Consider the following 16,049-nt stretch of genomic DNA (forward strand, 5'->3'; position numbering starts at 1 on the left):
TTCTACCGCACTTTTAGAACATTCTTGGACCACGAGGCATAGAGCCAACTTGTTCACCATTCGCAACTTGCGACACGATGACTTTTTCACTTTCGTTTAAACCCGATTTGATTTCAGTTTTGAAATCATTTTGAACACCGATTTCAACTTCACGCGGTTCAGGTTGATTTTTATCATTCAATACATTTACAAAGCTTTTGCCATCACGTTTTTGAATAGCCATATTGGAAACTAATAACACATCTTTCGCGTTGGCAATTTTGATGTTGTTTTCTGTCGTCATTCCGATGCGTAAAGTACGATCAGGGTTATCAATCAAAACATTGGCGTAATAGTAGATCGCACTGGTCGTTGAGCTGCTTGAGCTACTTAAAGATGATGTTGAAGAGCTATCACTTGTCGTGGTATTGGCTGGATCAACAGAATCAATGACGGAGTGATATACGGTTTGGCTATCTGATAAAATAGTAAAGCTCACTTCTTGACCTGCTTTGACTTTGGTAATGTCACCTTCCGAAATCTCAGGCTTAATTTTCATTTTACTTAAATCAGCAATGGTCACAATTGTTGGCGTCGTTTGGTTGGCATTAACGGTTTGACCTTCAGAAACGGGAACTGAAATAACTGTGCCATCCATTGGTGCAGTGATTTTGGTGTAGCCCACATTGGTTTCAGCGGTATTCACTTCAATTTCAGCTTGTTTGATATTGGCTTCAATGGCTTCCATTTCTGCTTTTGCATTATCAAGGGTGCTTTTTGCCGTATTTACACTATCTAAAGATGTCGCTTTTTGCGTATAAAGTTTTGATAAGCGGTTATAGCTTGAAAGGGCAACATCATAAGCGGTTTTCTTCGCTTTTAATTGTGCTTGATAGCTTACCAATGCGGCTTTTTTGGTATTTAAGGTATTAATTTGGGTTGTGGAATCAATATCTGCGATCATTTCGCCTTTCTTGATTTCTTGCCCTAACTTGACATAGAGTTTGGTGATTTTACCCGAAGCTTGGGCACCGACATCAACTTCATTCACGCTTTCAACTGAACCAGAAGCGACAACTGTTTTTTCAACATTGCCACGGGTAACCGATTCAGTAAGATAAGTCGTTTCTTGTTTGCTATTGCTAGAGAAAAAATAATAAGCTGCACCGGCAGCGACGAGTAATCCGAGTAAAATAAAAAAGCGTTTTTTCATAAAGACTTTGTCATCCTAAATAAAAAAATGAACGTTTGTTCAGTAGAAGTGTATTCTAAAGGTAAACTTTTCAGTTTGCACGAAAAATCTTCAAATTAGACCTAAAAATCCTAAAAAATTCAGTGTTAATTCGATGAAAGTGCGGTTAGTTTTGGGATCAAATTCACAACGCCTGACTTTTCGTATAGAATGGGGAAATTATTTTCAATTTATTGAGAAATTTATGAGCAATACAGAACACACTCTAGAAAATGCGGAAAATACCCGCACACACAATTTCATTACTCAAATTATTGATGAAGATTTAGCTTCTGGTAAACACAAAAGCGTTCATACTCGTTTTCCACCTGAGCCGAACGGCTATTTACATATCGGTCATGCCAAATCAATTTGCTTAAACTTCGGCTTGGCAAAAGAATATAACGGTTTATGTAACTTACGTTTTGATGATACCAATCCAGTGAAAGAAGACGTGGAATATGTGGATTCCATCAAAGCCGATGTGGAATGGTTAGGCTTTAAATGGGAAGGCGAACCGCGTTATGCGTCTGATTACTTCGATGCACTTTATGGCTATGCCATTGAGTTAATCGAAAAAGGTTTAGCGTATGTGGATGAACTTTCTCCAGATGAAATGCGTGAGTATCGTGGTACTTTAACCGAGCAGGGCAAAAACAGTCCATATCGTGATCGTAGCGTAGAAGAAAATCTCGCGTTATTCGAAAGAATGAAAAACGGTGAGTTTGCGGAAGGTACGTTAAGTCTTCGTGCGAAAATTGACATGGCTTCACCATTTATGGTCATGCGTGATCCCGTGCTTTATCGTATTAAATTTGCCAGCCATCACCAAACTGGTGACAAATGGTGCATTTACCCAATGTACGATTTCACTCACTGTATCTCTGATGCGATTGAGTGTATTACACACTCTCTATGTACATTAGAGTTCCAAGATAACCGTCGTTTATATGACTGGGTGTTGGACAATATTAGTATTGAACGTCCATTACCGCATCAATATGAATTCTCACGTTTGAATTTAGAAGGCACGTTAACGTCTAAACGTAAATTATTGAAATTAGTGAATGAAGGCATTGTGGATGGTTGGAACGATCCGCGTATGCCAACGATTTCAGGTTTACGTCGTCGAGGTTATACACCGGCTTCATTACGTGAATTCTGCCGTCGTATCGGTGTGACTAAACAAGATAACGTCGTAGAGTATTCTGCACTTGAAGCTTGCATTCGTGAAGATTTAAACGAAAACGCACCACGTGCAATGGCGGTGATTGATCCTGTTCGCGTAGTGATTGAAAACTTTGAAGGTGAAGAAACCTTAACGGCGCCAAACCACCCGAATCGTCCTGAATTAGGTGAGCGTCAATTACCGTTCACGAAAGAGCTTTATATTGATCGTGCAGACTTCCGTGAAGAAGCAAACAAACAATATAAACGTTTAGTGTTAGGTAAAGAAGTGCGTTTACGTAACGCTTACGTGATTAAAGCTGAACGTGTCGAAAAAGATGCAAATGGTGAAATCACCACGATCTTCTGTACTTACGATCCAGAAACGTTAGGTAAGAATCCAGCAGATGGTCGCAAAGTAAAAGGGGTAATTCACTGGGTATCTGCAGTACATAATCACCCAGCAGAGTTCCGTTTATACGAGCGTCTTTTCACCGTACCAAACCCAGGTGCAGAAGAAGAAATCGAAAGCGTGTTAAATCCAACCTCTTTAGTGGTAAAACACGGTTTTGTAGAACAAAGCCTCGCAAATGCGGAACCAGAAAAAGGTTACCAATTTGAACGCGAAGGTTATTTCTGTGCGGATAACAAAGATAGCCGCCCAGAGCACTTAGTGTTTAACTTAACGGTAAGCTTAAAAGAAGGCTTCTAATTCTAAACAACAAAGTGCGGTCAAAAATCACGTAAATTTTGACCGCACTTTTTTATTGGTTTCACTATGCAATTTGAATCTCATTTTTGGCAAAAAAAATCGCTCCTTGAAATGACAGAATCCGAATGGGAAGCCTTATGTGATGGCTGCGGAAAATGCTGTTATCGAAAATATATCCAAGGGCGGGGCAAGCGTGAAAAACTCTATTACACGCGCATTGCTTGCAATCTATTAGATGTGGAAACAGGGAAGTGTCGTAATTATCCTGAACGTTTTAAAATCGAAAGTGATTGTACGAAATTAACCAAAAAGAATTTGCCTGATTTTGGTTGGCTGCCGAATACCTGTGCATATCGTTTATTGTATGAAGGTAAACCTTTGCCCGAATGGCATCCATTAGTCAGTGGCGATTCTGATTCAGTGAAAAAAGCAGGCATTTTAATTCAAGATGGCGTGCATGAAGAAGACGTCATTGATTGGTTTGAATTTGTCATTGAAACCGAATAATTCTGATTTAGGTGCTTTTTTATTCTCTTCAAACTTCGTTTTTTGATTTAGGTCACAATTTGCTAGATTGGCAATTGTATTTCAACTGTGCTTACCTATAATACTTAATAAGTATTATGTAGATGTATTATCAGGTGTATGCATATGACCTCATCCATTAAACAATCCGCTGAAAAACTTGGCATTTCACTTTCCCATTATGATATTGACGGGCATTTAATTTATGCATCGCCCAGCTCTATTGATTATTTTATCGAGCAGTTGCAATTTCCGCCGAATACTGGTCAAAATCAACTGTTCCAAGATGTAATATGTGCCTTTGAAAACGAACCGATTCAGTATGATTTAACGTCGTTTTCTTCTCCTCCTGATGCTTCTTTGCGTTATCAATTGCTCGACGAGCAAAATCAAATTCAGTTTGAAAAAACAATTCCATATTCAACCGCACTTTCGTTGCCTGCTTTGCCTTTTGGCTATTATCGTTTGGTGATTTTTATCGCCCAACAAACTTTCTCGGTTCAAATTTTGGTTTCACCAAGAACAGCGTATCAACCGCCTTTATTAGAACAACAAAAAGCCTGGGGTGTGAATGTTCAGCTTTATAGCCTACGTTCAAAACATAACTGGGGTATTGGTGACTTTTCAGATTTAGCGTATTTGATTGAGAAAAGTGCTGAACATGGCGCGGATTTTGTCGGGATTAATCCGTTACATTTACTTTATCCATCTGTACCAGAATGGGCGAGTCCTTATAGCTCTTCTTCTCGTCGTTGGTTGAACTTTATTTATCTTGATGTAACGGCATTGCCTGAATTTAAATTGGCAAAATCGGTACAAAATTGGGTTAACTCTGCGGATATCACTAACTTAATTCAATCTTTACGTAATCAAGATACAGTCAATTACAGCGCGGTAACTGAATTAAAACTAACCGCACTTGAGCAACTTTTTGCCTTTAGTCAACGCAGTAAATCAGCCGCAATTATCAAACGTCGTGAAGCGTTTGCAGCTTATCAAAAAGAGCAAGGCGAGGCATTGGTTTTACAAGGCTTATTTAATGTTTTAGACAAAATTGAACATGCTGATCAACAAGCTGAAGAAAATACTATCGGTTGGTTAGGTTGGCGTGAAGAATGGCAATATCTCACTGCTGCAAAACGTAAAGCATTAATTAAACAACATAAATCGGAAATTGACTTTTTCGCCTGGTTGCAATGGCTAACCGAACAACAATTAAATGACCTAAAACATCTTTGCCAAAAAGTAGGCATGCGTTTAGGTATCTATGGTGATTTGGCTGTGAATAGCTCACGCGGTAGTGTAGATGTGTGGTCGCAACCTGAGCTTTATTGCGTGAAGGCCTCGGTAGGTGCACCACCAGATCCGCTTGGTCCAGTCGGTCAAAACTGGAATTTACCACCTTACAACCCAAGCCAATTAAAAGCAACAGGCTTTGCCGCAGTGATCACAATGCTTCGTGCCAATATGCAGCATTTTGGTATTTTACGTATCGATCACGTAATGGGCTTGTTCCGTTTATGGTTAATTCCAGAAGGCAAAACAGCGGCTGATGGTGTTTATGTGCATTATCCGTTTGATGAGTTGATGGCAATTCTCGCTATTGAAAGCCAACGCAATCAATGTTTAATCATCGGTGAAGATTTAGGTACAGTGCCAGATGAAGTGCGGTGGAAATTAAACGAGTTTCGAATTTTCTCGTATTTTGTATTGTATTTTGCTCAATGCAATCGCCAATATCCACATGCGAATGAATTCCCACGTAATGCTTATGCGACGATTGGTACACATGATGTGCCTTCCTTGCAAAGTTTCTGGCATTGCCGTGATTTAGCGTTGTTTGATGAACTCAATATTTTAAAAGGCGATGTACTAAAAGAAAAATATGATCAACGGGTCATTGATAAACAAGCCATGATTGATAGTTTACATCGTGACGGCTATTTACCACCAGATTATCACGGTGACGCTTTAAGTATGGCGATGCACGATAATCTTAACCGCCAAATTCATCGCTATTTGGCCAACAGTCAAAGCGCTTTAATTGGTGTTCAATTAGAGAACTTAATCGGACAAGAAATTTCATTCAATCTGCCGGGGACTTCCACAGAATATCCAAACTGGCAGAAGAAACTCGGACAATCCTTAGAGCTGATTTTTAATGACGAAAACCTAAAAACATTTTTTGCTCAAATTAATCAAGCTCGCAAAGCATAAAGGAGTATGTAATGACGAAATTAGTCGCCCAATCAGTAATCAATTCATTTTTTGATGGCAAACAGGCAGATCCTTTTGCAGTATTAGGCATGCATGAAACACACAATGGTATTGAGATCCGCGCTTTATTACCTGATGCAGATAAAGTGGAAGTGATTGATAAAGAAACTCAATCCATGGTGGTTGCTTTAGAAAGAGTGGATGAGCGAGGCTTTTTCTCCGCTATTGTGCCAAATGTGAACCACTTTTTTGCTTATCAATTTAAAGTGTATTGGGGATTGGATGTGCATCTTATTGAAGATCCTTACCGTTTCCATCCAATGATTAATGATTTAGACCAATGGCTGTTGGCTGAAGGTTCGTTATTACGTCCGTATGAAGTATTAGGTGCACACTTTACCGAATGTGATGGTGTGCCAGGTGTGAATTTCCGTGTATGGGCTCCGAATGCTAAACGTGTTTCGTTGGTTGGTGATTTCAACTATTGGGATGGTCGCCGTCATCCAATGCGCTTCCATCCAGCAAGTGGTGTGTGGGAATTATTCTTACCAAAAGCTAGCCTTGGTCAACGCTATAAATTTGAATTAATTGATTGCTATGGCAACCTTCGTTTAAAAGCCGACCCTTATGCATTTAGCTCAGAATTACGTCCGGATACTGCGTCAGAAATCAGCATGTTGCCAGATGTGGTAGAAATGACAGAGGAGCGTCGTAAGGCGAACCAACGTAACCAACCTATTTCTATCTACGAAGTACATTTGGGCTCATGGCGCCGTAACTTAGAAAATAATTTCTGGCTTGATTACGACCAAATTGCCGATGAGCTTATACCTTATGTAAAACATATGGGCTTTACCCATATTGAGTTTTTACCGATTTCCGAATTCCCATTTGATGGTTCTTGGGGTTATCAACCGATTGGTCTGTATTCACCGACCAGCCGTTTCGGTACACCAGAAGGCTTTAAACGCTTAGTTGAAAAAGCACACAAAGCAGGCATTAATGTGATTTTAGACTGGGTGCCAGGACATTTCCCAAGTGATACTCATGGTTTAGTGGCATTTGATGGTACAGCCTTATATGAGCACGCTGACCCTCGTGAAGGCTATCACCAAGACTGGAATACCTTGATTTATAACTATGGCCGTAATGAAGTGAAAAACTTCTTATCTAGTAATGCACTGTATTGGCTTGAACGCTTTGGCGTGGATGGTATTCGTGTGGATGCGGTAGCGTCAATGATTTATCGCGATTACAGCCGTGCTGAAGGGGAATGGATCCCGAATCAATATGGTGGTCGTGAAAACTTAGAAGCTATTGAGTTCTTAAAACATACCAACTGGAAAATCCATTCTGAGGTGTCTGGTGCTATTTCCATTGCGGAAGAATCGACTTCTTTTGGTGGCGTAACCCATCCGACAGAAAATGGCGGGCTTGGATTTAATTTCAAATGGAACATGGGCTGGATGAACGACACCCTAAGTTATATGCAACTTGATCCAGTTTATCGTCGTTATCATCATGACAAAATGACCTTCGGGATGATTTATCAATACAGTGAAAACTTTGTATTGCCACTTTCTCACGATGAAGTGGTACACGGCAAATGCTCGTTACTCGGCAAAATGCCGGGCGATGCATGGCAAAAATTCGCTAACTTGCGTGCTTACTACGGTTATATGTGGGGCTATCCAGGCAAGAAATTGTTATTCATGGGTAATGAATTTGCTCAAGGTCGTGAATGGAATTATGAAGAAAGTTTGGATTGGTTCTTACTTGACGAAAATCATGGTGGTCCATGGCATAAAGGCGTATTGCAATTAGTTAAAGATTTGAACGGCGTTTATCAAAACAATGCACCGCTCTTTGAGTTAGACGGCGAACCTGAAGGATTTAATTGGTTAGTCGTAGATGACGCTGAAAATTCAGTCTTTGCTTTTGAACGTAAAAGTAGTAATGGCGAACGCATTATCGTGATCAGTAACTTCACACCTGTGCCACGTGAAGGTTACCGTATCGGTGTGAATGCAGCGGGTGAATACGAAGAAATTTTGAATACTGACTCAATGTATTATCAAGGTTCAAACGTAGGTAACTTTGGCTTAGTAGAAAGCGAAGAGATTGCAAGTCACGGGCGTGACAATTCGATTAGCGTGACAATTCCGCCATTAGCAACGATCTATTTAAAATATAAAGCATAACAATAGCGAAGAACACGATGTTTAGTATTTATAACAATGGCAAACCTTCCCCAATGGGGTATTCGAAAACGCTGGAAAATGGACTAAAAATTTCGAATTTTGCGCTGTTTTCTAGTGAGGCAGATGCCATTGAACTTTGCTTGTTCCGTGATGGCAAAGAAAGCCGTTTTGCCATGAGCAGAACCGATGATATTTGGCATGTGGCAATTGAAGGTGTTGAGCTGAATGATGAGTATGCTTTCAGAATCACAGGCAAAAATGACCGCACTTTAGCCAATCCGCAAAAGTTAATGCTTGATCCTTATGCGAAAGCGGTCACTCATAAACCAGATTTAAGTTCACCAGAAGCCCGCTCAATTTTCTTGTTAAATGATGAACGAGATAATGCATCAGTTGCGCCTAAAGGTCGTGTTGTGGATGAGCGTTTTGATTGGTCAGGGGATTGTAAGCCGTCTATTCCTTGGGCTCAAACCATTGTGTATGAACTGAATGTTAAAGGATTTAGCCAATTAAACTCATGTATTCCAGAAAATATTCGGGGGACTTATGCGGCTTTAGCACACCCTGAAAATATTGCTTATTTTAAATCATTGGGTATTACTAGCCTTGAATTGCTTCCAGTGAATTTCTTCATTGATGAACCACATTTGCAAGAAAAAGGATTACGTAATTATTGGGGCTACAATCCACTAGCCATGTTTGCCTTAGAACCAAGTTATGCGGCGGATCAAAAACAGCCTTTGAATGAGTTTAAGAGCATGGTAAAAGTCTTGCATCAAGCGGGCATTGAAGTGATTTTGGATGTCGTATTTAACCATACGGCAGAATCTGAAAAAACATTCCCAACATTTTGTCAGCGCGGTATTGATGATAAAACCTATTACTGGCAAAACGAGCATGGTGACTACACCAACTGGACAGGCTGCGGCAACATGCTCAATCTTGCCAATGATGTCACTCGAAAATGGGTATTAGATTGCTTACGTTATTGGGTGACTGAATGCCATGTAGATGGTTTCCGCTTTGATTTAGCCACGGTGCTTGGTCGTGAAACACCTGATTTCAATCCAAATGCACAATTGTTTGCGGAAATGGAACAGGATGACGTTCTACAACAAATTAAATTAATCGCAGAACCTTGGGATATTGGTCATTACGGCTATCAGGTAGGGTATTTCCCTGCTTATTTTTCTCAATGGAATGATCGTTTCCGTAATGATATGTGCCGTTTTTGGTTATGGCAAAGTGGTGAAGTGGGGGCATTTGCAGAGCGTTTTGCGGGCTCTAGCGATATCTTTAATCGCGAAGGCAGATTACCACATGGCAGTTTGAATTTTATTACAGCTCATGATGGTTTTACGTTGCGAGATTTAGTGAGCTATAACCATAAACATAATGAAGCTAACGGTGAAGAGAACCGTGATGGTCGCAATGAAAATTATAGCTACAATCATGAAGTTGAAGGTTCTCAACTGGATTTAGCAGATGAATGGCAAAGTGCGGTCGAAAATAACCGTGTTTTATCAGAAAAAGGCTTATTAGGCTCTTTATTACTGGCAAATGGTGTACCTATGCTGCTTGCCGGAGATGAGTTCGGCAACAGCCAATATGGCAATAACAATGCCTATTGCCAAGATAACGAAATTACATGGTTAAAGTGGGATGATTTTAACCAAACCTTATTTGACTTTACCAAGCAAACCATTGCATTACGAAAAAAAATTCAAAGTTTGCAGCAGGACGCTTGGTGGTCGGATGAAAATGTCGCGTGGTTGAATTGTGGTGGAAGCCCGATGACCCTAGACGATTGGCATAATCGGGAAAGAAAAGCCTTACAAGTGATGTTGGATGGTCGCTACCTTTTCTTAATTAATGCAAAAACTGAAGCGCAATCTTTTTATTTACCAAATGGAAGATGGAAAAAGATTGCAGAAATTGGAAACAGAGTGATTCAACAATGTGATGTGAGTGGTGTGGCATTTGAAGTGTTGGAACATATGGAGGATTAAAACTATGGAGTTTGTTATGAAAAGTGATCTTAATAAATATGAATTGGTTAAAGATACTTTAGTGCTTATTTTAGCCGGTGGTCGTGGTTCTCGTTTACATGAATTAACAGATAAACGTGCGAAACCTGCATTATATTTCGGCGGTAATCGTCGCATTATTGACTTTGCGCTTTCCAACTGTATTAACTCCGGTCTTAATCGCATCGGTGTCGTGACTCAGTATGCTGCTCACTCTTTGTTACGCCACTTACAAACTGGTTGGTCATTCTTACCGCAAGAGCGCGGTGAATTCGTTGATATGTTACCGGCTCGCCAACAAATTGATGACTCCACTTGGTACCGTGGTACGGCGGATGCGGTGTATCAAAATATGGCGATTATTCGCAATCACTATCGTCCGAAATACATTTTGATCCTTGCGGGCGACCATATCTATAAACAAGATTACAGCGTGATGTTAATGGATCACGTGAAAAGCGGTGCAAAATGTACGGTGGGTTGTATTGAAGTGCCTCGTTCTGAAGCAAGTGAATTTGGTGTGATGGCAGTAAACGAAAATCTGAAAGTGAAAGCATTCGTTGAAAAACCGAAAGATCCACCAGCAATGGTTGGTAAACCAGATACTTCATTAGCGTCTATGGGTATTTATGTCTTTGATGCTGAATATCTTTATAAAATGCTAGATAGAGAAGTGAATACACCTTGCACATCACATGACTTTGGTAAAGATGTGTTACCAAAATGCTTAGAAGAAGGCGTGCTTTATGCACATCCGTTCAGCCGTTCTTGCATGGGTCGTAACACTGAAGGTGAAATTTACTGGCGTGATGTGGGTACCCTTGATAGCTTCTGGCAATCTAATATCGACTTAGTTTCAGAAAATCCACAATTAGATATTTACGATCAAAGCTGGCCAATTCGTGGTAATCCAGTACAGGCTTATCCATCTAAATTCTTCTATAAAAAAGCCAATGTAAAACCGGTAGATAACTCCCTTATCGGTGGTGGTTGCGTGATTACCGATGCCTCAATCAGTAACTCGGTGTTATTCGACAGAATTAAAATTAATGAAGGCTCTTCTGTAGATCACTGTGTCGTGTTACCGCAAGTACACATTGGTAAAAATTGTACGTTGAAAGATTGCATTATTGATCGCCATTGTATTATTCCAGATGGTATGGAAATCGGTGTAGATAAAGCCCTAGACAGTAAACGTTTCCGTGTAAGTTCTACCGGTAAAGTTGTACTTGTTACATCAGCAATGTTGAAAAGATTGCAGGGTGAAGAAGTCGATAACGAAGAACATTTGGATTAAAGTGCGGTCAATTTTGACTGTGTTTTTTAAGTGGACTAAAAAGATTGTGCTGTTATTCGTGACAGCACAATTTTAAGTATAGAAGGAAAATTATGAGAGTTTTACATGTTTGCTCGGAATTGTATCCCTTATTAAAAACCGGTGGACTCGCTGATGTTTTAGGGGCACTCCCTTTTGCTCAAAAAGAAATTGGTATTGATACACGTATTTTATTGCCGGCTTATCCTAAAATTTCAGCGGGCATTGAGAATACGCATGTTGTGACAGAATTTGATAATTTTGCAGGTCATGTTGTATTACGTTACGGCGAATACAATGGCGTAGGGATTTATTTAATTGATGCACCGCATCTCTATTGGAGAGAAGGGAATCCTTATCACGATACAGATTACAATGATTATGCCGATAACTATAAGCGTTTTGCTTTATTAGGCTGGGTAGGCGCTGAGCTTGCGACGGGGTTAGATAGTTGGTGGCGAGCTGAAGTGGTGCATGCGCATGATTGGCATGCAGGTTTAGCGGCAGCTTATCTCTTCAATAAAGGTCGTCCAGCAAAATCGGTATTTACGATTCATAATCTTGCTTATCAAGGACAATTCGCACATCGTCACCTATATGAAATTGGCTTACCGGAAGGCATGTTCCATGTTGATGGTCTAGAGTTGTTTGGTCAAATTTCGTATTTGAAAGCAGGACTTTATTATTCCGACATGGTGACAGCTGTGAGTCCAACTTATGCGAAAGAAATTACTACACCAGACTTTGCGTATGGCTTACAAGGGTTGTTAACAGATTTACGTGAAGCGGGTAAGTTGACGGGGATTTTAAATGGGGTGGATCAAGAAATTTGGCACCCAAGCTGTGATCCTTATATTCAGCATCACTATAAATTAAAATCCATCGCGGGTAAGAAGAAAAATAAAGCCGATTTACAAGCTTATTTCAATCTACCACAACAGCCAGATGCGCCAGTATTTGTGATGGTAACGCGCTTAACAGAACAAAAAGGCGTGGATTTATTGATTGCAACAGCGGATGAAATTGTGAAACAAGGTGGTCAATTAGCGATTCTCGGTTCCGGTGCTAAACATTTGGAAGAGGGAATTTGTCAATTAGCACAACGTTATCCAGAAAATATTGCAGTAAAAATTGGTTATGACGAAGCGCTTTCACATTTAATGGTTGCGGGTGGTGATGTCATTTTAGTACCAAGCCGTTTTGAACCTTGTGGATTAACTCAATTGTATGGCTTGCAATATGGCACATTGCCGCTTGTTCGTGCAACTGGAGGATTAGCCGATACTGTCACGAACAGTACAAGCGAAACTATTAAAGAGCGTACTGCAACAGGCTTTGTATTCCAAAAAGCCGAAGCAGATGATTTACGAAACGCTATCCAACATGCTTTTGCATTATGGAAAAAACAACGTGTTTGGGCGATGGTTCGTAATAACGCCATGGCACAGGACTTTAGTTGGAAAAATGCCGCCGCTCAATATGAGCAACTCTATTTAAGCATTTTAAACCAATAATTCAATGGATTGACTCTCCCTTCAAAAATAATCGCCTTTGAAGGGGGATTTTTATTGTTTTTTTTCTAAAAAAGCTTAAAATTTGCGCGGTTTTTTTTATTGAGGTTTTACTTTCTATGATCATGGACAATTTTGATTCGCCATTTCTTTATAATCGACCTAGCGTTGATGTTGAAGGCGTAAAAAAAGCAATTGTTTATAAATTAATTTTCTTAATCGGTCGTTCGCCAAAAGAGGCGAGTCAACGTGACTGGCTAAATGCGACGCTTCATGCGGTACGTGATTTAGTGACAGAAGGTTGGATTACGACTGCACGCCAATCTCGTGCAGAAGAAACTCGCCGTGTTTATTATCTTTCTATGGAATTTTTAATCGGCCGTACACTTTCTAATGCGATGATCGCAGAAGGCATTTATGATGTGGCACAAAAAGCTTTGGCTGAATTAAATGTTGATTTAGAAGAGATTATTGAAAAAGAAGTGGATCCTGGTTTAGGTAATGGTGGTTTAGGTCGTCTTGCTGCTTGTTTTATGGACTCACTTGCAACATTAGCGATTCCAGCAATGGGTTACGGTATTCGTTATGAATACGGTATGTTCCGTCAAAAAATTGAAAATGGCCAACAGGTTGAACGCCCAGATGATTGGTTAGAAAAAGGCGCACCTTGGGAATTTATGCGTCCATCAAAACGTTTCAGCATTGATTTCGGTGGTCATATTTATTTTGAAGGCAAAAAATGTATTTGGAATCCGGCTGAAAAAGTGACCGCACTTGCATACGACCAAATGATACCTGGCTATAAAAATGATTCAGCATCAACGTTGCGTTTATGGTCTGCTCATGGTGGTGAGGTGTTTGATTTAGCCGAGTTTAACCGTGGTGATCACTTAGCTGCAGTTGCAACGCGTTCAGCTAACCAAAACCTTTCTCGTGTCCTTTATCCAGACGATTCTACCTGGAATGGTCGTGAATTACGTTTACGTCAAGAATACTTCTTAGTATCAGCGTCTTTACAAGATATTCTTCGTCGTCATTTTAGAACACATGGCACGTTAGATAACTTAGCAGATAAAGTAGCGATCCACTTGAATGATACTCACCCAACATTAGCGATTCCTGAGTTAATGCGTATTTTAATCGATTTACACGGTTACTCATGGCAAAACACTTGGGATGTGACTCGTCGTATCTTCTCTTATACTTGCCATACTTTAATGTCAGAAGCATTAGAAACCTGGCCGGTAGAAATGATGGCGAAAATCTTACCTCGTCACTTACAAATGATTTTTGAAATCAATGATCATTTCCTTGAGTATGTGAAAACTTATGTCACCACCGATATGGAATTTATCCGTCGTGTATCGCTTATCGAGGAAGGACATCAACGTAAAGTTCGCATGGGCTGGTTGTCTGTTGTTGGTTCTCATAAAGTAAACGGTGTAGCAGCAATTCACTCCGATCTTATGGTTTCTTCAACCTTTGCTGATTTTGCCCGTATCTATCCAGAACGTTTCACCAATGTGACAAATGGTATTACACCACGTCGTTGGCTTGCAGTAGCGAACCCTAAATTAGCGGCTTTATTTGATCAATATATCGGTTCTGAATGGCGTTGCGATTTAAGCCAAATTGAAAAACTTAAAGCGTTTGCAGATAAAGGTGAATTTAAGCGTGCTGTCGCAGATATCAAATACGATAACAAAGTGAAATTAGCACAATATGTGAAGAAAACACTTAACATCGATTTAGATCCACACGCATTATTTGACGTTCAAGTAAAACGTATTCACGAATACAAACGTCAAATGCTTAATGTGTTACACATTATCGCTCGTTACAACGAAATGTTGGCACACCCAGAAAAAGATTGGCAGCCACGCGTATTTATTTTAGCGGGTAAAGCGGCTTCGGCTTACTATGCGGCAAAACAAACCATTCGTTTAATTAACGATGTCGCGAATATCATCAATAATGATGAGCGCTTAAAAGGTCGTTTAAAAGTCGTATTTATCCCGAACTACAGCGTAAGTCTTGCACAATTAATCATTCCAGCAGCAGATATTTCTGAACAAATCTCTCTTGCAGGAACAGAAGCATCAGGTACCAGTAACATGAAGTTTGCCTTAAATGGTGCGTTAACATTGGGTACGCTTGATGGTGCGAACGTTGAGATTTTAGATAACGTTGGTAAGGATCATATCTTTATCTTTGGTAATACGGTTGAACAGGTTGAAGCATTACGTCGCGAAGGTTATCGTCCGTTTGATTATTATCAAAATGACGAGCAGTTACGTGAAGTCATTGACCAAATCATTCGTGGTGATTTCTCACCGGAAGAACCGAACCGTTATCACTCTCTCATTCAAGGTTTACAATATCACGATTATTATCAATCCTTTGCTGATTTCCGCAGTTATGTGGAAGCGCAAAAAGCGGTAGATAAAAAATATCAAGATCGTGATGCATGGATTGCAAGTACCATTCAAAATATGGTGAACATGGGCTTCTTCTCATCAGACCGTACGATTCTTGAATATGCGAAAAATATCTGGAAAATTGAACCGTTAAAACTCGAGAAGTAAGTTCTTTTCCACTCATAGAAAACCCTGTCGGATTATTTCCACAGGGTTTCTTTTTATGCTAAAATCCACCGTCAAATTTATTGTTCATTCAGATTAGGAAAAAGTATGAAAGTTTTAGAAGGTGCGGTAGCTGCGCCAAATGCTAAAATCGCAGTGGTGATTGCTCGTTTTAACAGTTTTATTAATGAAAGTTTATTAGAAGGTGCGGTAGATGCATTAAAACGTATCGGCCAAGTGAAAGATGAGAATATCACAATTGTTCGAGCACCAGGTGCGTATGAACTTCCATTAGTAGCACGTCGTTTAGCTGAAAGCAAAAAATTTGATGCAATCGTGGCATTGGGTACGGTAATCCGTGGTGGTACAGCTCACTTTGAATATGTAGCGGGTGAAGCAAGTAGCGGTTTAGGTCAAGTAGCAATGCAAGCTGAAATTCCAGTAGCATTCGGTGTTTTAACAACTGAAAACATTGAACAAGCTATCGAGCGTGCAGGTACTAAAGCAGGTAATAAAGGTGCAGAAGCAGCATTAACTGCACTTGAAATGGTGAACCTTTTACAACAAATTGATGCGGCATAA

10 protein-coding genes are annotated in these 16,049 nt (G+C 40.0%); 9 read left to right on the forward strand and 1 reads right to left on the reverse strand.

The window, feature by feature from the left end; all coding sequences use genetic code 11:
* Window positions 1-13: 13 nt before the first annotated feature.
* On the reverse strand, window positions 14-1,192 hold the full coding sequence (locus QP437_RS06175; protein WP_285267298.1) for an efflux RND transporter periplasmic adaptor subunit: 1,179 nt from the start codon (window positions 1,190-1,192) through the stop codon (window positions 14-16).
* 223 nt (window positions 1,193-1,415) lie between these two features.
* Here QP437_RS06175 and glnS point away from each other — a divergent pair, with 223 nt between their 5' ends.
* The 9 genes from glnS to ribE all read left to right on the forward strand — a co-directional run bounded on the left by glnS (window position 1,416) and on the right by ribE (window position 16,049).
* Complete coding sequence (glnS, locus tag QP437_RS06180) at window positions 1,416-3,089, forward strand: glutamine--tRNA ligase (protein WP_285267299.1); 1,674 nt, start codon at window positions 1,416-1,418, stop codon at window positions 3,087-3,089.
* 66 nt (window positions 3,090-3,155) lie between these two features.
* A complete protein-coding gene (locus QP437_RS06185; RefSeq protein ID WP_285267300.1) occupies window positions 3,156-3,596 on the forward strand; it encodes a YcgN family cysteine cluster protein in 441 nt (146 codons plus the stop codon).
* Between the two features lie 138 nt (window positions 3,597-3,734).
* The gene (malQ, locus tag QP437_RS06190; RefSeq protein ID WP_285267301.1) at window positions 3,735-5,831 is read left to right on the forward strand and encodes a 4-alpha-glucanotransferase; all 2,097 of its coding nucleotides are present in this window, start codon (window positions 3,735-3,737) and stop codon (window positions 5,829-5,831) included.
* A gap of 11 nt (window positions 5,832-5,842) precedes the next feature.
* Window positions 5,843-8,032 carry a 1,4-alpha-glucan branching protein GlgB gene (gene glgB, locus QP437_RS06195; RefSeq protein WP_285267302.1) on the forward strand — a complete coding sequence of 730 codons (2,190 nt, stop codon included), beginning with the start codon at window positions 5,843-5,845 and terminating at the stop codon, window positions 8,030-8,032.
* A 17-nt stretch (window positions 8,033-8,049) separates the two neighbouring features.
* Entirely contained in the window at window positions 8,050-10,041 is a 1,992-nt protein-coding gene (gene glgX, locus QP437_RS06200) for a glycogen debranching protein GlgX (protein WP_285267303.1), read from the forward strand.
* Between the two features lie 16 nt (window positions 10,042-10,057).
* The gene (gene glgC / locus QP437_RS06205) at window positions 10,058-11,356 is read left to right on the forward strand and encodes a glucose-1-phosphate adenylyltransferase (RefSeq protein ID WP_054419608.1); all 1,299 of its coding nucleotides are present in this window, start codon (window positions 10,058-10,060) and stop codon (window positions 11,354-11,356) included.
* Window positions 11,357-11,448: 92 nt separating this feature from the next.
* Entirely contained in the window at window positions 11,449-12,888 is a 1,440-nt protein-coding gene (gene glgA / locus QP437_RS06210) for a glycogen synthase GlgA (RefSeq protein WP_285267304.1), read from the forward strand.
* Window positions 12,889-13,004: 116 nt separating this feature from the next.
* Window positions 13,005-15,470, forward strand: coding sequence for a glycogen/starch/alpha-glucan phosphorylase (locus QP437_RS06215; RefSeq protein ID WP_285267305.1), 2,466 nt, complete (start codon window positions 13,005-13,007; stop codon window positions 15,468-15,470).
* Window positions 15,471-15,575: 105 nt separating this feature from the next.
* Window positions 15,576-16,049, forward strand: coding sequence for a 6,7-dimethyl-8-ribityllumazine synthase (gene ribE, locus QP437_RS06220; protein ID WP_005695997.1), 474 nt, complete (start codon window positions 15,576-15,578; stop codon window positions 16,047-16,049).

This window comes from Haemophilus sp. UMB1048 (assembly GCF_030218125.1).
Lineage (GTDB): Bacteria > Pseudomonadota > Gammaproteobacteria > Enterobacterales > Pasteurellaceae > Haemophilus_D.